Annotated in this window: 18 protein-coding genes and 1 riboswitch; of the genes, 15 read left to right on the forward strand and 3 right to left on the reverse strand. The window is 56.4% G+C overall.

Features of this window, described 5'->3' with window-relative positions; all coding sequences use genetic code 11:
* Window positions 1–33: 33 nt before the first annotated feature.
* The 4 genes from sgrR to thiQ all read left to right on the forward strand — a co-directional run bounded on the left by sgrR (window position 34) and on the right by thiQ (window position 5,112).
* The gene (gene sgrR / locus QRN24_RS12255) at window positions 34–1,689 is read left to right on the forward strand and encodes an HTH-type transcriptional regulator SgrR (protein ID WP_047743405.1); all 1,656 of its coding nucleotides are present in this window, start codon (window positions 34–36) and stop codon (window positions 1,687–1,689) included.
* A 36-nt stretch (window positions 1,690–1,725) separates the two neighbouring features.
* A riboswitch (TPP riboswitch) is annotated at window positions 1,726–1,826 on the forward strand.
* 31 nt (window positions 1,827–1,857) lie between these two features.
* Entirely contained in the window at window positions 1,858–2,841 is a 984-nt protein-coding gene (thiB, locus tag QRN24_RS12260; RefSeq protein ID WP_284942748.1) for a thiamine ABC transporter substrate binding subunit, read from the forward strand.
* Entirely contained in the window at window positions 2,817–4,427 is a 1,611-nt protein-coding gene (gene thiP, locus QRN24_RS12265) for a thiamine/thiamine pyrophosphate ABC transporter permease ThiP (protein ID WP_284942749.1), read from the forward strand. Before thiB ends, thiP begins: the two co-directional genes overlap by 25 nt.
* Complete coding sequence (gene thiQ / locus QRN24_RS12270; protein ID WP_020882567.1) at window positions 4,411–5,112, forward strand: thiamine ABC transporter ATP-binding protein ThiQ; 702 nt, start codon at window positions 4,411–4,413, stop codon at window positions 5,110–5,112. Before thiP ends, thiQ begins: the two co-directional genes overlap by 17 nt.
* A gap of 27 nt (window positions 5,113–5,139) precedes the next feature.
* Here the strand turns inward: thiQ and QRN24_RS12275 are convergent, their stop codons facing one another.
* Entirely contained in the window at window positions 5,140–5,907 is a 768-nt protein-coding gene (locus QRN24_RS12275) for a DedA family protein (protein WP_014168607.1), read from the reverse strand.
* Between the two features lie 128 nt (window positions 5,908–6,035).
* Window positions 6,036–6,881 carry an arabinose operon transcriptional regulator AraC gene (gene araC, locus QRN24_RS12280; RefSeq protein ID WP_025205437.1) on the reverse strand — a complete coding sequence of 282 codons (846 nt, stop codon included), beginning with the start codon at window positions 6,879–6,881 and terminating at the stop codon, window positions 6,036–6,038.
* 336 nt (window positions 6,882–7,217) lie between these two features.
* On the opposite strand from araC, the gene araB reads away from it, so the two are divergent.
* The 6 genes from araB to rluA all read left to right on the forward strand — a co-directional run bounded on the left by araB (window position 7,218) and on the right by rluA (window position 17,327).
* Window positions 7,218–8,927 (forward strand): ribulokinase, encoded by a 1,710-nt coding sequence (araB, locus tag QRN24_RS12285; RefSeq protein WP_284942750.1) that lies wholly within the window; start codon window positions 7,218–7,220, stop codon window positions 8,925–8,927.
* A 10-nt stretch (window positions 8,928–8,937) separates the two neighbouring features.
* On the forward strand, window positions 8,938–10,440 hold the full coding sequence (gene araA / locus QRN24_RS12290; protein ID WP_014168604.1) for an L-arabinose isomerase: 1,503 nt from the start codon (window positions 8,938–8,940) through the stop codon (window positions 10,438–10,440).
* Window positions 10,441–10,492: 52 nt separating this feature from the next.
* Window positions 10,493–11,188 carry an L-ribulose-5-phosphate 4-epimerase gene (araD, locus tag QRN24_RS12295; protein ID WP_032679615.1) on the forward strand — a complete coding sequence of 232 codons (696 nt, stop codon included), beginning with the start codon at window positions 10,493–10,495 and terminating at the stop codon, window positions 11,186–11,188.
* Between the two features lie 74 nt (window positions 11,189–11,262).
* A complete protein-coding gene (gene polB / locus QRN24_RS12300; RefSeq protein WP_134179282.1) occupies window positions 11,263–13,620 on the forward strand; it encodes a DNA polymerase II in 2,358 nt (785 codons plus the stop codon).
* A gap of 128 nt (window positions 13,621–13,748) precedes the next feature.
* Window positions 13,749–16,655 (forward strand): RNA polymerase-associated protein RapA, encoded by a 2,907-nt coding sequence (gene rapA, locus QRN24_RS12305; protein WP_040018606.1) that lies wholly within the window; start codon window positions 13,749–13,751, stop codon window positions 16,653–16,655.
* Window positions 16,656–16,667: 12 nt separating this feature from the next.
* Window positions 16,668–17,327 (forward strand): bifunctional tRNA pseudouridine(32) synthase/23S rRNA pseudouridine(746) synthase RluA, encoded by a 660-nt coding sequence (gene rluA / locus QRN24_RS12310; protein ID WP_014168600.1) that lies wholly within the window; start codon window positions 16,668–16,670, stop codon window positions 17,325–17,327.
* A 31-nt stretch (window positions 17,328–17,358) separates the two neighbouring features.
* Here rluA and djlA read toward each other — a convergent pair whose 3' ends face one another.
* Window positions 17,359–18,174 (reverse strand): co-chaperone DjlA, encoded by an 816-nt coding sequence (gene djlA, locus QRN24_RS12315; RefSeq protein ID WP_014168599.1) that lies wholly within the window; start codon window positions 18,172–18,174, stop codon window positions 17,359–17,361.
* A 239-nt stretch (window positions 18,175–18,413) separates the two neighbouring features.
* Between djlA and lptD the strand changes: the two genes are divergently transcribed.
* The 5 genes from lptD to apaG are packed head-to-tail and all read left to right on the forward strand — an operon-like array spanning window position 18,414 to window position 24,290.
* On the forward strand, window positions 18,414–20,765 hold the full coding sequence (gene lptD, locus QRN24_RS12320; RefSeq protein WP_284942752.1) for an LPS assembly protein LptD: 2,352 nt from the start codon (window positions 18,414–18,416) through the stop codon (window positions 20,763–20,765).
* A gap of 53 nt (window positions 20,766–20,818) precedes the next feature.
* Entirely contained in the window at window positions 20,819–22,105 is a 1,287-nt protein-coding gene (gene surA / locus QRN24_RS12325; protein ID WP_014168597.1) for a peptidylprolyl isomerase SurA, read from the forward strand.
* Window positions 22,105–23,091, forward strand: coding sequence for a 4-hydroxythreonine-4-phosphate dehydrogenase PdxA (gene pdxA / locus QRN24_RS12330; protein ID WP_284942753.1), 987 nt, complete (start codon window positions 22,105–22,107; stop codon window positions 23,089–23,091). Before surA ends, pdxA begins: the two co-directional genes overlap by 1 nt.
* On the forward strand, window positions 23,088–23,909 hold the full coding sequence (gene rsmA, locus QRN24_RS12335) for a 16S rRNA (adenine(1518)-N(6)/adenine(1519)-N(6))-dimethyltransferase RsmA (RefSeq protein WP_014168595.1): 822 nt from the start codon (window positions 23,088–23,090) through the stop codon (window positions 23,907–23,909). The genes pdxA and rsmA overlap by 4 nt, the downstream gene beginning before the upstream one ends.
* 3 nt (window positions 23,910–23,912) lie before the next feature.
* Window positions 23,913–24,290, forward strand: coding sequence for a Co2+/Mg2+ efflux facilitator ApaG/CorD (gene apaG, locus QRN24_RS12340; protein WP_014168594.1), 378 nt, complete (start codon window positions 23,913–23,915; stop codon window positions 24,288–24,290).
* Window positions 24,291–24,293: the final 3 nt, after the last annotated feature.

Raw genomic sequence — 24,293 nt, forward strand, 5'->3', positions numbered from 1 at the left:
AATTGCTGATTTTTTGTCAGGAGTTCCCCTTTTATGCCATCTGGTCGTCTGCAACAACAATTTATCCGCCTCTGGCAATGCTGCGAGGGGCGATCGCAGGAGACCACGCTGAACGAGCTGGCGGACCTGCTCAGCTGTTCGCGCCGGCACATGCGCACGCTGCTTAATACCATGCAGCAGCAGGGCTGGCTCAACTGGGAGGCCGAGGCGGGTCGCGGAAAACGCTCGCGCCTGACCTTCCTGTATACCGGGCTGGCGTTGCAGCAGCAGCGAGCGGAAGACCTGCTGGAACAGGACCGCATCGACCAGCTGGTGCAGCTGGTGGGGGACAAAGCGGCAGTACGTCAGATGCTGGTGTCGCATCTCGGGCGCAGCTTTCGTCAGGGTCGCCACATTCTGCGGGTGCTCTACTATCGACCAATGAAAAACCTGTTACCCGGCACGGCGTTACGCCGCTCTGAAACCCATATGGCCCGACAAATATTCAGCGGCCTGACGCGCATAAATGAGGAAAATGGGGAACTGGAAGCGGATATTGCGCACCACTGGCAGCAACTTTCTCCTCTTCACTGGCGCTTCTTTCTACGTCCTGGTATTCATTTCCACCACGGCCGCGAGCTGGAGATGGTCGATGTGATTGCCTCTTTAGAGCGCGCCTGCACGCTCCCGCTCTATTCCCATATTTCACGCGTTCACTCCCCTACGGCATGGACACTGGATGTTGAACTGTCTCAGCCGGACAAATGGCTTCCGTGGCTGCTGGGCTATGTACCGTCGATGATTTTGCCCGGTGAATGGGAATCGATGAATAATTTTGCCAGCCTGCCGATTGGCACCGGCCCCTACTCTGTATCGCGCAATAACAACAACCAGCTGAAAATCCGCGCTTTTGATGACTATTTTGGCTACCGGGCGCTGATCGATGAAGTGAACGTGTGGGTATTACCAGATCTCAATGAAGAGCTGAGCGCCGGGCTGACGCTGGAAGGGCCCACCACGGGCGAAAAGGCCGTGGAGAGCCGGCTCGAAGAAGGGTGCTACTACCTGCTGTTCGACAGCCGTACCCATCGCGGGGCAAACCATGAGGTGCGCAAATGGATAAGCCACGTGTTGTCGCCCTCCAGCCTGATTTATCATGCGGAGGAGCAGTACCAGACCTACTGGTTCCCGGCGTATGGTCTGCTTCCTCGCTGGCATCACGCCCGCCCGACATACTGCGACAAGCCCGCCGGGCTGGAGTCCATCACCCTGACCTACTATCGCGAGCACGTTGAACACCGCTTTATCGCCAGAATCATGACCCGACTGCTGGCCGCCGTTGGGGTGAGGCTGGATGTCAAAGAGGTGGATTACGATGAATGGCATCAGGGAGAGATCGTCAGCGACATCTGGCTCAACAGCGCAAACTTTACCCTGCCGCTTGATTTCTCGCTCTTCTCTCACCTGTATGAGGTCCCGCTTATCCAGCATTGCATAGACCGGGACTGGCAGCAGGACGCGGCCCTCTGGCGCGCCGGCGACATGAACCTGGCCTCATGGTGCCAGCAGTTGCTGGCTGAACAAGCGATCGTGCCGTTGATCCACCACTGGCTGATGATCCAGGGGCAGCGTAGTATGCGCGGTGTCAGAATGAATACGCTGGGCTGGTTTGATTTTAAATCCGCCTGGTTTTCGCCGCCGGAGCCATAACACTTTCGTAATATTTGCCAAATCATTACAATAGCGCCGTTCTCAACGGGGTGCTGCATCACTGATGTGCGCTGAGATAATACCCGTCGAACCTGATCCGGATAACGCCGGCGAAGGGATTTGAGGCTGTCACTCAAAATCCTTTGCCACTCAACCTTGAGGTGCAAAGTGTTAAAAAAAGTTCTCCCCCTTCTGGCGCTGTTTGCGCTGCCTGCCGTCGCGAAGCCCGTCCTGACGGTCTACACCTACGACTCCTTCTCAGCCGACTGGGGTCCGGGTCCGGTGGTGAAAAAAGCCTTTGAAGCTGACTGTCAGTGCGAACTGAAGTTCGTGGCGCTGGAAGATGGCGTCTCGCTGCTTAACCGCCTGCGCATGGAAGGCAAAAACAGTAAAGCCGATGTGGTGCTTGGGCTGGATAACAACCTGCTGGAGGCCGCCTCGAAAACCAGACTGTTTGCCAAAAGCGGCGTCGCCACCGATGCCGTCAGCATCCCGGGCGGCTGGCAGAACGACACCTTTGTGCCGTTCGATTACGGTTACTTCGCGTTTGTTTACGACAAAAACAAGCTTAAAAACCCGCCGAAAAGCCTGAAGGAACTGGTCGAAAGCGAGCAGAAATGGCGCGTTATTTATGAAGATCCTCGCACCAGTACGCCAGGCCTGGGGCTGCTGCTGTGGATGCAGAAAGTCTACGGCGATGGCGCTCCGCAAGCGTGGCAGAAGCTGGCCGCCAAAACCGTCACCGTGACAAAAGGCTGGAGCGAAGCCTACGGTCTGTTCCTGAAAGGGGAAAGTGATCTGGTTCTGAGCTACACCACCTCCCCGGCTTACCACATCATCGCCGAGAAGAAAGACAATTACGCCGCCGCCAGTTTTGCTGAAGGGCACTATCTGCAGGTCGAAGTGGCAGCCCGCACGGCATCCAGCAAACAGCCCGAACTGGCCGAGAAGTTCCTGAAATTTATGGTCTCCCCGGCATTCCAGAACGCGATTCCAGCGGGTAACTGGATGTACCCCGTGACCAGCGTGGCGTTGCCAGCGGGCTTTGAGAAACTGACCAAACCGCAAACCTCGCTGGAGTTTACGCCTCAGCAGGTTGCCGCGCAGCGAGCAGCATGGGTAAGTGAATGGCAACGCGCCGTCAGCCGTTAATTCCCGGCTGGTTAATTCCTGGGCTGCTCGCCGCCGTATTGATGGTGGCGGTCAGTCTGGGCGCATTCCTTGCCTTGTGGTTTAACGCGCCAGAGAGCGACCTGTTCGCGCTCTGGCACGACAGCTATCTCTGGCACGTTATCCGTTTCTCTTTCTGGCAGGCCTTTCTCTCTGCGCTGCTGTCGGTTATCCCCGCCATTTTCCTGGCACGCGCGCTTTATCGCCGCCGTTTCCCCGGCAGGCAGGCCCTGCTGCGCCTGTGCGCCATGACGCTGATCCTGCCAGTCCTGGTGGCCGTGTTTGGCATCCTGAGCGTCTATGGTCGTCAGGGGTGGCTGGCTTCACTATTCGGCCTGCTGGGTCTGGAGTGGCGCTTCTCGCCCTACGGACTGAAGGGCATTCTGCTGGCGCACATCTTTTTCAATATGCCGATGGCGACCAGACTCTTTTTACAGGCACTGGAAAACATCCCCGGTGAACAGCGCCAGCTTGCCGCCCAGTTGGGCATGCGCGGCGTATCCTTCTTCCGCCTGGTCGAATGGCCGTGGCTGCGTCGTCAGATCCCGCCGATTGCGGCTCTGATCTTTATGCTCTGTTTCGCCAGTTTTGCCACCGTGCTTTCACTCGGCGGCGGCCCGCAGGCCACCACCATCGAACTGGCGATTTACCAGGCGCTCAGTTACGACTATGACCCCGGCCGCGCCGCGCTGCTGGCGATGGTGCAGATGGTTTGCTGCCTGTGCCTTGTGCTGCTGAGCCAGCGTCTGAGCAAAGCCATCCCGCCGGGCAGTAATCAGATAACCGGCTGGCGCGACCCGCAGGACAGCATGCATAGCCGGATCGCTGACCTGCTGCTTATCACGCTGGCGCTGCTGCTTCTGCTTCCGCCGCTGATGGCCGTCATCGTCGATGGCCTGAACCTGAATCTCGTTACCGTGTTGCAGCAGCCCGTTCTCTGGCAGGCAACGTGGACCTCGTTACGGATCGCGCTGGCCGCCGGGCTGCTGTGTGTCATGCTGACCATGATGCTTTTATGGAGCAGCCGCGAGCTTTACGCGCGTCAGGCCAGTAAAGCCGGGCACGCCCTGGAGCTGACAGGCATGCTGATCCTGGCGATGCCCGGCATTGTACTCGCGACGGGGTTCTTTTTACTGTTCAACAGTACCATTGGCCTGCCGGAAAACGCCGACGGCATCGTGATTTTTACCAATGCCCTGATGGCGATCCCCTACGCGCTGAAAGTGCTGGAAAATCCGATGCGAGACATCAACAGCCGCTACGCGCTGCTGTGCCAGTCGCTCGGTCTGCAGGGCTGGCAGCGGCTAAAGATTATCGAACTGCGTGCGCTGAAACGCCCGCTGGCCCAGGCCCTGGCCTTCGCCTGTGTGCTCTCAATTGGTGATTTTGGTGTCGTGGCGCTCTTCGGTAATGAAGATTTCCGCACCCTGCCGTACTGGCTGTACCAGCAAATTGGCTCCTATCGTAGCCAGGAGGGAGCCGTCACGGCGCTGCTGTTACTGATGCTCTGCTTTGCCTTATTTACCGTTATCGAAAAACTTCCGGGGCGTAATGTTAAAACTGACTGATGTAACCTGGCTCTACCAGCATCTGCCAATGCGCTTCTCCCTTTCGGTTCGTCAGGGAGAGATGATTGCGGTTCTGGGTCCGAGCGGGGCCGGAAAGAGTACTTTGCTCAATCTGATTGCCGGTTTTCTGCAACCGGCGAGCGGGTCGATAGTGATTGAAAACCGCGACCATACGCGCACGCCACCCGCCCGACGTCCGGTGTCGATGCTGTTCCAGGAAAACAATCTGTTCATGCATCTGACGGTGCGGCAAAACATCGCCCTGGGTATGGATCCTGGCCTGAAACTCAACGACGGTCAGCGCCAGAAGCTGGAGCTGATTGCCGCTCAGATGGGCATTACCGCGTTTATTGACCGCCTCCCTGAAGCCCTCTCCGGCGGGCAGCGTCAGCGGGTGGCGCTGGCGCGCTGCCTGGTGCGCGAGCAGCCCATACTGCTTCTGGATGAGCCCTTCTCTGCACTCGATCCTGCCTTGCGCCAGGAGATGCTTACCCTGGTGCAGGACGTGTGCCAGCGTCAGCAACTGACAATGCTGATGGTTTCGCACAGCATTGAGGATGCCGCGCGGATTGCGCCACGATCGGTGGTCATTGCAGAAGGGCGAATTGCCTGGGATGGCGGCACTGAGGAACTGCTCAGCGGTCACGCAGGGGCGTCTTCATTGTTGGGCATTAGTGCGGGCTGACCCTCTCCCACGGGAGAGGGAAACAGATTAACGGCTCACCACCTTCAAGAGGATTTCACCGTACACCGGCATCAGCGGGTGGCGAATCAGGGCGACCAGCGCCACCACGGCAACCCCCAGCATTAACGGCGCGAGCCACAACAGGCGCGAGCGTGGCAGATAACGCGTCAGGCGATCAACATTCGCTTTCGCGCTGCGCCACAGTCGCCAGCACAACCAGGCAGCGATCCACAACAGCAGGGCCGTAGCCAGCAACAACCACTTAAACTCACCGCTTTGCATTCCGTCAGGAATATCAACGGTGGCCCCAGCCAAGATCCCCGGCAGAAAGTAGAACGGCGGCCAGAAAACACAGCCGATGATGTTCGGCACCACGAATTTCGCAACCGGCAGATCCAGCATCCCCGCGACCATCGGCACCAGCGGACGCGTTGGTCCAACAAAGCGACCCACGAGGATCGTGAACATGCTGTGTTGATGCAGCGCGTGTTCGGTTTTATCCAGCAAGGCTTTGTTCTTTTTCATGAACGACCAGCGGTGCAGCGGTTTCTTAAAGCGCCAGCCCAGCCAGAAGGAGATCCAGTCGCCAAGTAAACAGCCAATAATCCCCGCCATCCACGCCTGCCAGAAATTCACTTCACCGCTGCCAATCAACGCGCCCAGCCCCGCCATCATCACCGTGCCGGGGAGGATCAACCCAACAAGTGCAAGCGATTCCAGAAACGCCACCAGCGCAACGGCGATAAGCGAATACATAACGGACTGGGTGATAAAATGTTCCAGCAATGCCTGCATAACTATTCCGGTCAGAAAACGAATCAGGGATTCTGCTTAGCGCCCTGCACCGCGTCAAGACAACAATTGTCTGAATAGTTTACAGGTTGCTTCCACAGTTCACCTGCTTGTTTATCTTTTTTTACCGTTTATTCACATCCTGCCCGGAATTCACTGGGGCTGGCACCGGTGCATTTTTTAAATACCCGGGAGAAATAGAGCTGATCTTCAAAGCCCACATTGCGCCCCACGGTGGCAATGGGCATGCGGGTGGTGCTGAGCAGGAGCTTCGCCTGGCTGATACGCTGGTCCTCACGCCAGCTCAGAACGCTAACGCCCAGCTGCTGACGGAACAGATGTGACAGCCGCGACGGTGAGAGACACACATGCTGGGCGACGCTGGCGATATCGAACTGGCTGTCGGCCAGATGGTCGCTGATGTACTGGCAGGCGTCGCGCACGCGGTTGTCCAGCGGAGGATTAAGTGACGCGTTTATCGCCTCCATCCGGCGCAACAGCACCTGTTCAAGCAGGTTAATCGCCAGCAGTTCGGCATACCGGCCACCCGCCTGCCCCGCTTCAATAATTTGGGCAAAGAGTTCGCGGAACTGAGCCAGATGAACCTCGTCCGGGCGATAAAAACCGGTGTGCGCAAAAATAGCCGGCCACGAGAGCCACTCCTGCCAGTAGGCGCGCGGACGGAAGTAGACCCACTGGTGATACCACTCTTTGGCCTCCGGGTGACGACCGTAGTGGTGGATCTCTCCCGGCGGAAACAGCAGCATATCGCCCGGACGGCAGACAAACTGCTGATCGTTATTTTTGATAATCCCTTCCCCACGCACCGTCAGGTTCAGAATATACCCTTTCATCCCGAGCGGTCGGTCGACGTAAAAATCGAGATATCCCTCAGCCTCGATAGGGGTCAGCCCCGCCACCAGGTGAGCATTAAACGAGTAGCCCGGTAATAAGGGATCGTTTTGCGTTTCGGCCATAGATTCAGTTCTCCCAAGGGTCCTGAAGGAAACCAATTGTCCATATCGATAAAAGCAGTATAAAAATGGCCCGCGAAAAGATCCAAAAAGCATCACGCCTCTTTTACGTCCGCCATGTTTCAGCCTTTCCCCCTGATTTATCCGCCCACGGGGGCAGATCAGCAGTAACAAAAGTGTCTATAAGTGCGGCAGAAATGTCCACATTGATTATTTGCACGGCGTCACACTTTCTATTGCAACAGCAATTTAGTCCATAAGATTAGCGGATCCTGCCTGACGATTTTCGCCTCCAGTCTCTAATGTTCTCTCATACCTGTTTTTTGATGGAGCAACACCATGGCAATTGCGATTGGCCTCGATTTTGGCAGCGACTCGGTTCGCGCTCTGGCAGTGGACTGTACAAGCGGCCAGGAAATAGCAACCAGCGTTGAGTGGTACCCGCGCTGGCAAGAGGGGCGCTACTGCGATGCGCCAAATAACCAGTTCCGTCACCATCCACGTGACTACATTGAGTCGATGGAAGCGGCAATCAAAACCGTGCTGGCTGAACTGACCGACGCCCAGCGGGCAGAGATCGTCGGGATTGGCGTCGACAGTACCGGCTCAACGCCTGCCCCTGTGGATGCCGAAGGCCATGTTCTGGCGCTGCGTCCGGAGTTTGCTGATAACCCGAACGCCATGTTCGTGCTGTGGAAAGATCACACCGCCGTTGAAGAGGCCGAGGCCATTACCCGCTTGTGTCACCAGCCCGGTAAAACGGACTACTCGCGCTACATCGGCGGTATTTACTCCAGTGAATGGTTCTGGGCAAAGATCCTTCACGTAACCCGCGCGGACGCATCCGTTGCGCAGGCCGCGGTATCCTGGATTGAACTGTGCGACTGGGTACCAGCCCTGCTCTCCGGTACCACGCGTCCGCAGGATATCCGCCGCGGACGCTGCAGCGCCGGACACAAATCCCTGTGGCATGAAAGCTGGGGTGGCCTGCCACCGGCGGCGTTCTTCGATGAACTCGATCCCGTCATCAACACGAGTCTGCAATACCCGCTGTTCACCGACACCTTCACCGCCGATATTCCGGTGGGTACGCTTTGTGAAGAGTGGGCGACGCGCCTGGGTCTGCCGCAAAACGTGGCCATCTCCGGCGGGGCGTTTGACTGCCACATGGGCGCGGTGGGCGCCGGTGCCCAGCCAAACACGCTGGTGAAGGTTATCGGCACCTCCACCTGCGACATTCTCACCGCGGATAAAGCCAGCGTAGGCGATCGGGCGGTAAAAGGCATCTGCGGCCAGGTTGACGGCAGCGTCGTACCGGAGTTTATCGGTCTGGAAGCGGGTCAGTCCGCCTTTGGCGATATCTACGCCTGGTTTGGCCGCGTGCTGGGCTGGCCGCTGGATCAGCTGGCGGCGGCACATCCTGAGCTGAAGACCCAGATTGCCGAAAGTAAAAAGCAGCTTTTGCAGCAGCTCACCGCCGCGTGGGCAAAGAATCCTTCTCTCGATCACCTGCCGGTGGTGCTCGACTGGTTCAACGGTCGCCGTACGCCATTTGCCAACCAGCGCCTGAAAGGGGTGATCACCGATCTTAACCTCGCCACCGACGCACCAGCGCTGTTTGGCGGCCTGATTGCCGCAACTGCCTTTGGGGCGCGCGCCATTATGGAGTGCTTCACCGAGCAGGGCATCGACGTCAACAACGTGATGGCACTGGGCGGCATCGCCCGTAAAAACCCGGTAATCATGCAGGCCTGTTGTGACGTGCTGAACCGTCCGCTGCAGATTGTCGCCTCCGATCAGTGTTGTGCCCTCGGTGCAGCGATCTTCGCGGCCGTTGCGGCAGGCGTTCATGCCGATATCCCGACCGCGCAGCAGCACATGGCGAGCGCTGTCGAAAATACCCTCCAGCCGCGTGCTCAGCAGGCGCAGCGTTTTGAACAGCTTTATCAGCGCTATCAGCAATGGGCAAAAAGCGCCGAACTTCACTATCTCCCTGTCGCCGCCCCGGCCAAACACACCGCGGACACTACGGCAACCCTGACACATTAAGGACACAATAATGACCATTTTTAATAATTATGAAGTGTGGTTTGTCATTGGCAGCCAACATCTGTACGGGCCGGAAGCGCTGCAACAGGTGACGAAACATGCTGAGCACGTGGTCAACGCGCTCAATGCAGAGGCTAAACTGCCGTGCAAACTGGTGCTCAAACCGCTCGGCACGACCCCGGATGAGATCACGAACATCTGCCGCGACGCGAACTACGACGATAAATGCGCCGGCATGGTGGTGTGGCTGCACACCTTCTCACCGGCCAAAATGTGGATCAACGGTCTGGCCATCCTCAATAAACCACTGATGCAGTTCCATACCCAGTTCAACGCGTCCCTGCCGTGGGACAGCATTGATATGGACTTTATGAACCTGAACCAGACCGCGCACGGCGGCCGCGAGTTCGGCTTTATCGGCGCACGTATGCGCCAGCAGCATGCGGTCGTCACCGGCCACTGGCAGGATCAGCATGCGCAAAAACGTATCGGCTCCTGGATGCGCCAGGCGGTGTCCCGACAAGATACTCGCCACCTGAAAGTGGTGCGCTTCGGCGACAACATGCGTGAAGTGGCGGTCACCGACGGCGATAAAGTTGCCGCACAAATTAAATTTGGTTTCTCGGTGAATACCTGGGCCGTGGGCGACCTGGTGCAGGTGGTGAATGAAATCAGCGATGGCGACGTAAGCGCGCTGGTCGACGAATACGAAAGCAGCTACCGTCTGACCCCTGCGGCACAAATTCACGGTGACAAACGCCAGAACGTGCTGGATGCAGCACGTATCGAACTGGGCATGAAACGCTTCCTGGAACAGGGTGGCTTCCATGCTTTTACCACCACCTTTGAAGACCTCCACGGCCTGAAACAACTGCCCGGCCTGGCGGTACAACGTCTGATGCAGCAGGGCTACGGCTTTGCCGGCGAAGGCGACTGGAAAACTGCCGCTCTGCTTCGCATTATGAAAGTGATGTCAACCGGTCTGCAGGGCGGCACCTCCTTTATGGAGGACTACACCTACCACTTCGAAAACGGCAACGACCTGGTACTGGGCTCGCATATGCTGGAAGTGTGTCCTTCCATTGCCGTTGAAGAGAAACCGATCCTCGACGTGCAGTACCTTGGCATTGGCGGAAAAGCCGACCCGGCACGTCTGATCTTCAACACCCGTACCGGTCCTGCCATCAACGCCAGCCTGATTGACCTTGGCGACCGTTTCCGCCTGCTGGTGAACTGTGTGGATGCAGTTGAAACCCCGCATTCTCTGCCAAAACTGCCGGTCGCCAACGCCCTGTGGAAAGCGCAGCCTGACCTGCCAACCGCCTCGGAAGCCTGGATCCTGGCCGGTGGCGCGCACCACACCGTCTTCAGCCATGCGCTGGATCTGAACGACATGCGTCAGTTCGCCGAACTGCACGACATCGAACTGACCGTCATTGATAACGATACCCGCCTGCCCGCGTTCAAAGACGCGCTGCGCTGGAACGAAGTCTATTACGGTTCAAAACGTTAACAGGGGAACCTTTGGCCTGCCGCAGGGCGGGCCTCTTTTCCTGGAGGATTGCATGTTAGAAGATCTCAAACGTCAGGTACTTGAAGCCAACCTGGCGCTGCCCAAACACAATCTGGTGACGCTGACCTGGGGCAACGTCAGCGCCGTTGACCGCGAACACGGCGTCTTCGTGATAAAGCCGTCAGGGGTGGATTACACGGTAATGACCGCGGAAGATATGGTTGTCGTCAGCATCGCCACGGGCGAAGTGGTGGAAGGAAAGAAAAAACCCTCCTCCGACACGCCAACGCATCGCCTGCTCTACCAGGCCTTCCCCACCATTGGCGGTATTGTGCATACCCATTCGCGTCATGCGACCATCTGGGCGCAGGCTGGCCAGTCCATTCCGGCTACCGGAACCACGCACGCAGACTACTTTTACGGCACCATTCCCTGCACCCGTTTGATGACTGATGAAGAGATCAACGGCGAGTATGAGTGGGAAACCGGCAACGTTATCGTCGAAACGTTTGAAAAACAGGGTATCGACGCTGCGCAAATGCCCGGCGTGCTGGTGCACTCCCATGGACCTTTTGCCTGGGGCAAAAACGCCGAAGATGCGGTACATAACGCGATTGTGCTGGAAGAGGTCGCGTATATGGGCATCTTCTGCCGCCAGCTGGCACCGCAGCTTCCGGATATGCAGCCAACCCTGCTGGATAAACACTACCTGCGTAAACATGGCGCAAAAGCCTATTACGGGCAGTAAACTGTATATATACCCAGCATAAAATATTCAACCAGGCTATAATCAAGCCTGGTTTTGTTTTATGGGATAGCGGCGTGGCGCAGGCGCAAGAAGGTTTTTTACTTACCCGACACTGGCGGGATACTCCTCAGGGCACCGAGGTGGCATTCTGGCTGGCGACGGACAACGGCCCGCTGCACGTGACCCTGCCGCCGCAGGAGTCCGTGGCTTTTATCCCGAACGATCACGTTGAGAAAGTAAAGCAACTGCTGCGCGGTGAAAATGGCTGGCGCCTGACGCCGCTTGAACTGAAAGATTTCCACCGTCAGCCCGTACATGGCCTTTACTGCCGCGCCCATCGCCAGCTGATGCGTTATGAAAAACTGCTGCGCGACGCTGGCGTGACGCTGTACGAAGCTGATATCCGCCCGCCAGAACGTTTTTTGATGGAGCGGTTTATTACTGCCCCCGTCTGGGTCGACGGCACCGCGCAAAACGGCAGCCTTATTAACGCCCGTCTCAAACCCAACCCTACCTACCGGCCGCCGTTGAAATGGGTCTCGCTGGATATCGAAACCACTCGCCACGGTGAGCTGTACTGTATCGGCCTTGAAGGCTGCGGGGATCGGGTTGTTTATATGCTTGGCCCCCCGAATGGCAACGCGTCCGCGCTGGATTTCCGACTGGAGTATGTCAACAGCCGGCCACAGCTTCTGGAAAAGCTTAACCAGTGGTTTGCCGATCGCGATCCCGATGTGTTGATCGGCTGGAACGTGGTGCAGTTCGATCTGCGCGTGCTGCAAAAACATGCTGAACGTTACCGCATCCCCCTGATGCTGGGGCGCGGAAACAGCGAGCTGGAATGGCGCGAGCACGGTTTTAAAAACGGTGTGTTTTTCGCGCAGGCCAATGGCCGCCTGATTATCGACGGCATTGAGGCGCTCAAATCTGCCTTCTGGAATTTTTCCTCTTTCTCTCTGGAAGCGGTGGCGCAGGAGCTGCTCGGCGAAGGGAAATCCATCGACAATCCGTGGGACAGAATGGATGAAATCGACCGGCGCTTTAACGAAGACAAACCGGCGCTCGCCACCTACAACCTGAAAGATTGTGAACTGGTGACGCAGATTTTCCACAAAACGGAGATCATGCCCTTCCTGCTCGAGCGCGCGACGGTGAACGGCCTCGCCGCTGACCGGCACGGTGGCTCCGTGGCCGCCTTTAGCCACCTCTATTTCCCGCGTATGCACCGGGCGGGCTATGTCGCCCCTAACCTCGGTGACGTGCCGCCACAGGCAAGCCCAGGCGGTTACGTGATGGATTCCCGGCCCGGGTTGTATGACTCCGTGCTGGTGCTGGACTACAAAAGCCTCTATCCGTCCATTATTCGCACCTTCCTGATCGATCCCGTCGGGCTGGTGGAAGGGATGGCGCAGCCTGACGATTTGCACAGCACAGAAGGTTTTCTCGGGGCCCGCTTCTCACGGGAAAAGCACTGTCTGCCGGAAATCGTGGGAAACATCTGGCACGGTCGCGACGAGGCTAAGCGTCATGGCAACAAGCCCCTTTCTCAGGCGCTGAAAATTATCATGAACGCGTTTTACGGGGTTCTGGGGACCAGCGCCTGCCGCTTCTTCGACCCACGACTGGCGTCATCTATCACCATGCGCGGGCACGACATCATGCGCCAGACCAAAGCGTTGATTGAATCCCAGGGTTATGACGTTATTTATGGCGATACGGATTCCACCTTTGTCTGGCTTAAGGGCGCGCATTCAGAAGAGGATGCCGCGCGAATCGGCAAATCACTGGTGGCTTTTGTGAACGCCTGGTGGCAGGAAAGTTTGCAAAAAGAGCGGTTAAGCAGCGCGTTAGAACTGGAGTTTGAAACCCATTTCAGCCGCTTTTTAATGCCCACCATTCGCGGTACCGACCAGGGCAGTAAGAAGCGCTACGCCGGTCTTATTCAGGAAGGTGACAAGCAGCGAATGGTCTTTAAAGGGCTGGAAACCGTACGCACCGACTGGACGCCGCTGGCGCAGCAGTTTCAGCAAACGCTTTATCTGCGTATCTTTCGCAACGAGCCTTATCAGGACTACGTGCGTGAAACAATTGCCAGTCTGATGGCCGGTGAACTCGACGCCCAGCTGGTGTACCGCAAGCGCCTGCGCCGCCCGCTGGCGGAATACCAGCGCAACGTTCCGCCGCACGTCCGCGCCGCGCGCCTGGCAGATGAGGAGAACATGCGCCGGGGGCGTGCCCCGCAGTATCAGAACCGGGGAACCATCAAATACCTCTGGACCACCAGCGGCCCGGAACCCGTGGATTACCAGCACTCGCCTCTGGATTACGAGCACTATCTTACGCGTCAGCTTCAGCCGGTCGCGGACGGAATTTTGCCCTTCATCGACGACGACTTTGCTACACTAGTGACAGGGCAACTTGGCCTATTTTGACACGTGACGAAATGGCTGCCATCCAGTACCATAGCGCCCTTTCCATTCCCGGACCCATTTTTCAATGACTGTCTTTTTTGACGGTGGTTGAACTATTGCCTGCAATTTACGATTAGAGCCGAACAAATATGCCTTTTACACTTGGTCAACGCTGGATCAGCGATACAGAAAGCGAACTTGGATTAGGAACCGTGGTTGCCGTGGATGCACGAATGGTTACCCTCCTTTTCCCTGCTACCGGTGAAAACCGCCTGTACGCCCGCAATGATTCCCCTGTGACCCGCGTGATGTTCAACCCGGGTGACACCGTGACCAGCCACGACGGCTGGCAGCTAAAGGTCGAAGACGTAAAAGAAGAGAATGGACTGCTCGCCTACATCGGGACTCGCCTGGACACCGACGAGGCCAATGTCATCCTGCGTGAGGTGCTGCTCGACAGCAAACTGGTATTCAGTAAGCCGCAGGATCGCCTGTTTGCCGGGCAAATCGACCGTATGGATCGCTTCTCCCTGCGCTATCGTGCGCGCAAGTTCCAGAGTGAACAGTACCGTATGCCGTGGAGCGGCCTGCGCGGTCAGCGTACCAGCCTTATTCCCCACCAGCTGAACATCGCCCATGACGTGGGCCGCCGTCACGCACCTCGCGTTCTGCTGGCAGATGAAGTGGGCCTGGGGAAAACCATTGAAGCGGGCATGATCCTGCATCAACAGCTGCTTTCCGGCGCAGCCGAGCGCGTGCTGATTGTGGTACCGGAAACCCTGCAGCATCAATGGCTGGTCGAGATGCTGCGCCGCTTTAACCTGCGTTTCGCTCTGTTTGATGACGAGCGCTATGCAGAAGCCCAGCACGATGCGGACAACCCGTTTGAAACGGAACAGCTGGTGATCTGCTCTCTGGATTTCGTACGCCGCAGCAAGCAACGTCTTGAGCATCTGTGCGACGCCGAATGGGACCTGATGGTGGTCGATGAAGCGCACCATCTGGTCTGGAGCGAAGATGCACCAAGCCGGGAATACATGGCTATCGAACAGCTTGCCGAGCGCGTACCAGGCGTCCTGCTTCTGACCGCAACGCCGGAGCAGTTAGGTCTGGAGAGCCACTTCGCCCGTTTGCGCCTGCTCGATCCAAACCGCTTCCATGACTTTGAGCAGTTCGTTGAAGAGCAGAATAACTACCGTCCGGTCGCCGATGCCGTTGCCCTGCTGCTGGCGGGTAAACATCTTTCGAATGACGAGCTCAACACCCTGAGCGATCTGATTGGCGAGCAGGATATTGAGCCTCTGCTGCAGGCGGCCAACAGCGACAGTGACAACGCGGATTCCGCGCGTAAAGAACTGATCGATATGCTGATGGATCGCCACGGCACCAGCCGCGTCCTGTTCCGTAACACCCGTAACGGGGTGAAAGGTTTCCCGAAACGCGAACTGCATACCATCAAATTGCCACTGCCGACGCAGTACCAAACGGCCATTAAAGTTTCCGGCATTATGGGCGCGCGCAAAACTGCAGAAGAGCGTGCACGCGACATGCTCTACCCGGAACAGATTTACCAGGAATTTGAAGGCGATACCGGCACCTGGTGGAACTTCGACCCGCGTGTTGAGTGGCTGATGGGCTATTTGACCGCGCACCGTTCTCAGAAAGTGCTGGTGATCTGCGCCAAAGCAGCCACCGCGCTGCAGCTGGAGCAGGTCCTGCGCGAACGCGAAGGTATTCGTGCCGCCGTGTTCCACGAAGGGATGTCCATCGTCGAGCGTGACCGTGCTGCGGCATGGTTTGCAGAAGAGGACAGCGGTGCCCAGGTCCTGCTGTGCTCCGAAATCGGGTCTGAAGGCCGTAACTTCCAGTTTGCCAGCAACCTGGTGATGTTCGATTTGCCGTTCAATCCGGATCTGCTGGAACAGCGTATCGGCCGTCTGGATCGTATTGGCCAGGCGCATGATATTCAGATCCACGTTCCTTACCTGGAAAAAACCGCCCAGTCCGTACTGGTGCGTTGGTTCCACGAAGGTCTGGATGCGTTTGAGCATACCTGTCCGACCGGCCGCCCGATTTACGATCAGGTGCACGCCGATCTGATCGGCTATCTGGCCGCGCCAGAGAACACCGACGGGTTTGATGAACTGATCAAAGCCTGCCGTGATAAGCATGAAGCGCTGAAATCACAGCTGGAACAGGGCCGTGACCGCCTGCTGGAGATCCACTCCAACGGCGGTGAAAAAGCCCAGGCGCTCGCTGAAAGCATTGAAGAGCAGGATGATGACACCAGCCTGATCAGCTTCTCCATGAACCTGTTCGACATCGTTGGCATAAACCAGGACGATCGTGGCGAGAATTTGATTGTCCTGACCCCGTCCGACCATATGCTGGTCCCGGATTTCCCTGGCCTGCCGGAAGATGGATGCACCATCACCTTTGAACGTGATGTGGCGCTGTCGCGCGAAGATGCGCAGTTCATCACCTGGGAGCACCCGCTGATCCGCAACGGTCTGGATTTGATCCTCTCAGGCGATACCGGCAGCAGCACCATCTCGTTGTTGAAAAACAAAGCGCTGCCAGTGGGTACTCTGTTGCTGGAACTGATTTACGTTGTCGAAGCGCAGGCGCCGAAACAGCTGCAGCTCAACCGCTTCCTGCCGTCAACGCCTGTGCGTCTGCTGCTGGACAAAAACGGCACGAACCTCGCCGCTCAGGTTGAATTCGAGAGCTTTAACCGCCAGCTGAGCGCGGTGAACCGCCATACCGGCAGTAAGCTGGTCAACGCGGTACAGCAGGATGTGCACGCTATTCTGCAGCTGGGTGAAACGCAGATCGAAAAAGCGGCCCGGGCGCTGATTGATGCCGCACGTCAAGAAGCCGACGACAAACTGTCCGCGGAACTCTCCCGTCTGGAAGCGTTGAAAGCGGTAAACCCAAACATCCGCGATGACGAACTGGCGGCGATCGAGAGCAACCGTCAGCAGGTGCTGGAAAGCCTTAATCAGGCTGGCTGGCGTCTGGATGCCCTGCGTCTTATCGTTGTGACGCATCAGTAAACGGAGCGCAAGATGGTGATGGAGCCTTACAATCCACCTCAGGATCCCTGGCTGGTGGTGCTTTATCAGGATGAGCACATTATGGTGGTCAACAAGCCCAGCGGCTTGTTGTCCGTGCCAGGGCGTCTGGATGAGCACAAAGACAGTGTGATGACGCGTATTCAGCGTGATTATCCTCAGGCGGAGTCTGTCCATCGTCTGGACATGGCCACCAGCGGTGTGATTGTAGTGGCGCTGAATAAAGCGGCGGAACGCGAGCTGAAACGCCAGTTCCGCGATCGCGAGCCGAAAAAGCAGTATGTCGCACGTGTCTGGGGGCATCCTCAGCCGGCGGAAGGTCTGGTGGATTTACCGCTGATCTGCGACTGGCCAAACCGACCAAAACAAAAGGTCTGTTACGAAACCGGCAAAGCAGCACAAACCGAGTATGAAGTGCTGGAGTACGCGCCAGATAACACTGCGCGCGTACTGCTTAAACCGATTACCGGGCGCTCGCACCAGTTGCGTGTCCATATGCTTGCGCTGGGGCACCCGATTCTGGGGGACAGATTTTACGCGCCGCCCGATGCACTGGCGCTGGCGCCACGCCTGCAGCTGCATGCGCAGACGCTGACCATCACCCATCCGGTTTTTGGCAATGCAATGACGTTTAAAGCCCCAGTCGACTTCTGAAAAAAAAGGCCCGACAGTGTCGGGCCTTTTTTTATTTGAAACTTTTCTTCTCTTTAATCAACTCGTACGCTTTCTGAATTTCCTGCGCTTTTTGCTTCGCCATCTCCATCATCTCCGGCGGTAAGCCTTTCGCGACCAGTTTGTCCGGGTGGTGCTCACTCATCAGCTTACGATAGGCACGCTTGATGGTGGTTACATCGTCCGATGGCTTCACCCCCAGCACGTTACAGGCATCCTCCAGCGTCGGCCCCCGCTGCGCCTGCTGCCAGGCACCGCCAGAGGACTGCTGGTGATAGCCGCCGCCAAACTGCGCACCGCCCTGCATCATGCGCAGGAACTGGTCGAACTGCATACGGGAGATGCCCAGTTCTTCCGCAATAACGTATAAAACATCGCGTTCATTAGGATGAAGTGAACCATCGGCAAACGCCGCCTGGATTTGGATCTCCAGAAACATCCGAATTAAATCAAAACGGCCGAAGCAGATGCTGCGGAACTGACGCATTTTATCGCGCAGCGGATAGTTATCCGCTTTACCGATGCGAAACGCATTTTGTGCCGCGAGACGGGAGTCACCATGCAGATTCATGCGGTCCATAAAGACGCTGGCTATCTGAATATCGGCTTCCGTCACACGCCCTTTTGATTTGGTTAAGTGCCCCATCACCTCAAACGTGGTGGAGAAAAAGAGGGACTGACGCTCACGCTGATTGGCAAACCAGGCCATTTTGCGGCTGCGAGCCTTATCAAACATATGGCCGATAATAAGCCCCAGTACGATCCCCCAGAACCCGGCACCCATGATGATGGCGAACGCAACGCCGATTATTTTACCCCAATACTGCATATACTCCCCGGTTAGTCATGTTCCTGGCCGACGCAACGTCATCATCACAGTGTTCAAGCCACGGTCAATTGAAGGACATCGCCTATAATTTGCTTTATCATACTCGTCATTCGATAGCGAGCCTAACACTCTGGCGCGCAAACGGGCAGGATTAACGCTGGTACTGCGCTGATGAGTAAGATAGTCTCTGAGCGTTTGTAAGCCGTAGCCACTGATGACGGAACAATAAAATACAACGTATGAAAAAACGTATCCCCACCCTCCTGGCCACAATGATTGGCACCGCCCTGTACAGCCAACAGGGACTGGCGGCCGATCTCGCCTCGCAGTGTATGCTTGGCGTCCCAAGTTATAATCGTCCACTGGTAAAGGGCGATACGAATAGCTTGCCGGTAACCATTACTGCCGATAGCTCTAAAGGCACATATCCTGACAATGCGACATTTACTGGCAATGTGGATATTAACCAGGGCAACAGCCGTCTGCAGGCAGATGAAGTGCAATTACACCAGAAGCAGCCGGAAGGTGCGGCCGAGCCGGTACGAACGGTGGATGCGCTGGGTAATGTGCACTATGACGACAATCAGGTCATCCTGAAAGGTCCGAAAGCCTGGTCAAACCTGAATACCAAAGACACTAACGTCTGGGAAGGTGATTACCAGATGGTAGGTCGCCAGGGGCGCGGTGATGCGGACCTGATGAAACAGCGCGGTGAAAACCGCTATACGATTCTGGAAAACGGCTCCTTCACGTCCTGTCTGCCCGGGTCTAATACCTGGAGCGTGGTCGGAAGTGAAGTCATCCATGACCGTGAAGAGCAGGTTGCCGAGATCTGGAACGCCCGCTTCAAGCTCGGTCCGGTACCCGTTTTCTACAGCCCTTACCTGCAGCTTCCTGTGGGTGACAAACGCCGCTCAGGTTTCCTGATCCCGAATGCCAAATACAGCACCACGAACTACTTTGAGTTCTATCTGCCGTATTACTGGAACATCGCGCCCAACATGGACGCCACGATCACGCCGCACTATATCCATAAGCGCGGCAACGTTATGTGGGAAAACGAGTTCCGCTACCTGACGCAGGCGGGTACTGGCCTGATGGAACTGGATTATCTGCCGTCGGATAAAGTCTTCCAGGATGAACATCCAACAGAAGGTGATAAACACCGCTGGTTGTTCTACTGGAAACATGCCGGGGTGATGGACCAGGTCTGGCGGTTTAACGTCGACTACACCAAAGTCAGCGACCCTTACTATTTCAACGACTTTGACTCCAAATACGGGTCCAGTACCGATGGCTACGCCACGCAGAAATTCAGCGTGGGATACGCTATTGAGAACTTCAACGCCACGGTCTCTACCAAGCAATTCCAGGTCTTTGATACCCAGACGAGAAGCACTTATGGTGCAGAACCGCAGCTGGACGTTAACTGGTACCAGAACGATGTTGGCCCGTTTGACACCCACGTGTACGCCCAGGCCGTGCACTTCGTTAACACCAACTCGGATATGCCGGAATCCACGCGTGTTCACCTCGAGCCAACCATCAATTTGCCGGTGTCAAATGACTGGTCGAGCCTGAATACCGAGGCCAAACTGATGGCCACCCATTACCAGCAGAAGAATCTCGACTGGTATAACAACCGTTACGGCACCAATCTCGAAGAATCCGTGAACCGCGTCCTGCCGCAGTTCAAAATGGACGGCAAACTGATCTTCGAACGCGATATGGGTCTTCTGGCGGAGGGTTATACCCAGACGCTTGAGCCACGTATGCAGTATCTGTACGTCCCGTATCGCGATCAGAGCAACATTCAGAACTATGACTCCTCATTCCTGCAGTCTGACTACAGCGGTCTGTTCCGCGACCGTACCTACGGTGGCCTCGACCGTATTGCGTCAGCAAACCAGTTAACGACCGGCGTCACAACGCGCGTTTATGATGATGCCGCCGTTGAACGTTTTAACGTTTCTGTTGGTCAAATCTACTATTTCACCGAGTCCCGGACCGGTGATGACGACATTAACTGGGAAAAAGACAACAAAACGGGTTCTCTGGTGTGGGCGGGTGATACCTACTGGCGTATGACCGATCGCTGGGGTTTACGCGGGGGTGTGCAGTACGATACGCGTCTCAACAACGTTGCGACAAGCAGTGCGGCGATTGAATACCGTCGTGATGAAGACCGTATGCTGCAGTTGACCTATCGTTACGCCAGCCCGGAATATATTCAGGCCACGTTGCCAAACTATGCGAATACGGATCAGTACAAAGACGGCATCTCGCAGGTGGGTGGCGCAGCGAGCTGGCCAATCGCCGATCGCTGGTCAATCGTCGGTGCTTACTACTTTGACACCAACACCAGTAAACCTGCTGACCAGATGGTTGGTCTGCAATATAACTCCTGCTGCTACGCGCTGCGTGTCGGTTACGAACGTAAGCTTAACGGCTGGGATACCAAGAATGAACAGGGCAAATACGATAACGTGATTGGCTTTAATGTCGAACTGCGCGGCCTGAGCTCCAACTACGGCCTGGGCACGCAGCAGATGCTGCGCTCGAACATTCTGCCGTACCGCAGTTCCTTGTAATGTGCTTAATTTGCAACGTAATCCGCTTTGCGGTTAATTGAAATGGAAAAAGTATGAAGAACTGGAAAACGCTGCTGCTCGGTGTCGCTATGGTTGCGAATACCAGCTTCGCGGCCCCCCAGGTTGTTGATAAGGTCGCCGCTGTGGTTAACAACGGCGTCGTGCTCGAAAGCGACGTTGACGGTTTGATGAAATCTGTGAAGCTCAATTCGGGTGAAGCAGGTCAGCAACTTCCGGATGACGCAACCCTGCGCCATCAGATCCTGGAACGTCTGATCATGGATCAGATTGTCCTGCAAATGGGTCAGAAAATGGGTGTGAAGGTCACTGACGAGCAGCTCGATCAGGCCATTGCTAACATCGCGAAGCAGAACAACATGAGCCTGGACCAGATGCGCAGCCGTCTGGCCTATGATGGCATCAGCTATGCAACGTATCGTAATCAGATCCGTAAAGAGATGCTGATTTCGGAAGTACGTAACAATGAAGTCCGCCGCCGCGTCACGATCCTGCCTCAGGAAGTGGACGCGCTGGCAAAACAGGTGGGTAACCAGAACGACGCCAGCACCGAACTAAACCTGAGCCACATTCTGATCCCGCTGCCAGAGAACCCAACCTCCGACCAGGCTGCGGAAGCTGAAAGCCAGGCGCGTTCGATTGTCGAGCAGGCACGTAACGGCGGTGACTTTGGCAAACTGGCCATCACTTACTCCGCTGACCAACAGGCGCTGAAAGGCGGCCAGATGGGCTGGGGACGTATCCAGGAGCTGCCTTCCATCTTTGCTCAGGCGCTGAGCACGGCGAAGAAAGGTGACATCGTGGGTCCCATCCGTTCAGGCGTGGGCTTCCACATCCTGAAAGTGAACGATCTGCGCGGTCAGAGTCAGAACATTTCGGTTACCGAAGTTCACGCTCGCCATATTCTCCTCAAGCCGTCACCTATCATGACTGACGATCAGGCGCGCGTGAAACTGCAACAGATTGCTGCAGACATCAAGAGCGGAAAAACCTCGTTTGCGAATGCCGCGAAAGAGTTCTCTCAGGATCCCGGCTCTGCTAATCAGGGCGGCGATCTGGGCTGGGCGGCCGCGGATATCTACGATCCTGCGTTCCGTGACGCACTGATGAAGCTGAACAAAGGCCAGATGAGCGCCCCGGTGCACTCCTCCTTCGGCTGGCATCTGATCGAACTGTTGGATACCCGCAATGTTGATAAAACGGACGCGGCGCAGAAAGACAGAGCCTACCGCATGCTGTTTAACCGTAAGTTCTCTGAAGAAGCAGCAACCTGGATGCAGGAACAACGCGCCAGCGCTTATGTGAAAGTACTGAGCAACTAATGAAACAGCATCGTGTTGTGATCACTCCCGGCGAACCTGCCGGGATTGGGCCTGACCTCGTTGTCCAGCTCGCCCAGCGCAGCTGGCCGGTGGAACTGGTTGTCTGCGCTGATGCAACACTGTTACAAGACCGGGCAACGCTGCTCGGTCTGCCTTTAACGCTCATCCCCTACGTTGAAGGCCATCAGCCTGCACCACAGCAAGCCGGCACGCTTACGCTTCTTCCTGTTCCACTTCGTACTCCCGTCATCCCGGGTCAGCTCAGTACCGAAAACGGCCACTATGTTGTAGAGACGCTGGCGCGTGCCTGCGACGGTTGCCTGAAGGGCGAATTTGCCGCCCTGATCACCGGTCCCGTGCACAAAGGCGTTATCAACGAGGCGGGGATACCGTTTACCGGGCACACGGAGTTCTTTGAAGAGCGCTCGCACAGCCCGAAAGTGGTTATGATGCTGGCGACAGAAGCAATGCGCGTTGCCCTCGTGACGACCCATATGCCCATCAGGGCCATTCCGGATGCCATTACTCCGTCTCTTTTACGGGAGATCATCGGGATCCTGCATCACGACCTGCAAACCAAATTCGGCATCAAACAGCCGCATGTGCTGGTCTGCGGGCTGAACCCGCACGCCGGTGAAGGCGGACATATGGGTACCGAAGAGATCGACACCATTATTCCGGTGCTTGAAGAAATGCGAGCAAAAGGGATGAACTTAAGCGGACCGTTGCCTGCCGATACCCTTTTCCAGCCAAAATACCTGGATAATGCGGACGCCGTGCTCGCGATGTACCACGATCAAGGCCTGCCCGTGCTAAAATACCAGGGCTTTGGCCGCGGGGTGAATATCACCCTCGGTTTACCTTTTATTCGAACGTCCGTTGACCACGGTACTGCGCTGGATCTGGCAGGCCAGGGGAAAGCGGATGTCGGCAGTTTTATTACGGCGCTTAATCTCGCCATCAAAATGATTGTTAATACTCAATGACTAATCGAGTCCATCAGGGCCACTTAGCCCGAAAACGCTTCGGGCAAAACTTCCTCAACGATCAGTTCGTGATCGACAGTATCGTGTCTGCCATTAATCCGCAGAAAGGTCAGGCTATGGTCGAAATCGGCCCGGGTCTTGCCGCTCTGACTGAACCCGTAGGCGAACGCCTGGACGAACTGACCGTTATCGAACTCGACCGCGATCTCGCCGCACGCCTGCAAACTCACCCGTTCCTGGGGCCAAAGCTGACGATTTATCAGCAGGATGCCATGACCATGAACTTTGGTGAGCTGTCGGAAAAAATGGGCCAACCGCTGCGCGTGTTCGGTAACCTGCCGTACAACATCTCCACACCGCTAATGTTCCACCTGTTTAGCTATACTGATGCCATTGCCGACATGCACTTCATGTTGCAAAAAGAGGTGGTTAACCGTCTGGTTGCAGGGCCGAACAGTAAAGCGTATGGTCGTTTGAGCGTGATGGCGCAATATTTCTGCAACGTGATCCCGGTGCTCGAAGTACCGCCAACCGCCTTTACGCCGCCACCAAAAGTGGACTCTGCGGTAGTGCGTCTTGTACCGCATAAAATAATGCCGTACCCGGTGAAAGACCTGCGCGTGCTGAGCCGCATTACTACGGAAGCCTTTAACCAGCGCCGTAAAACGATCCGTAACAGCCTGGGCAATCTGTTTACCGTTGAAGTGCTGACTGAGTTGGGTATTGACCCGGCAATGCGTGCAGAAAATATTTCCGTAGAACAGTACTGCAAGCTGGCTAATTACATCAGCGAAAATGCGCCGCCGAAGGAGAGTTAAGCCATGATTGATTCGCCCCGCGTATGTGTCCATGTACAAAGCGTTTATGTTGAATCCCAGTCCTCACCGGATGAAGAACGTTTTGTCTTCGCTTACACCGTGACCATTCGCAATCTGGGGCGGATGCCTGTGCAACTGCTTGGGCGCTACTGGCTTATCACCAACGGCAACGGCCGCGAAATCGAAGTTCAGGGTGAAGGTGTGGTTGGTGAACAGCCCCACATCGACCCTGGCGAAGAGTATCAATATACCAGCGGTGCCGTGATCGAAACGCCGCTGGGCACCATGCAGGGCCATTACGAAATGGTCGACGTCGATGGCAATGTGTTCCGCGTTGCTATTCCTGTGTTCCGTCTCGCCGTTACAACACTCATTCATTAATCT

Source organism: Enterobacter sp. MEB024, from assembly GCF_030209635.1.
In the GTDB taxonomy this organism is placed as follows: Bacteria; Pseudomonadota; Gammaproteobacteria; order Enterobacterales; family Enterobacteriaceae; genus Enterobacter; species Enterobacter ludwigii.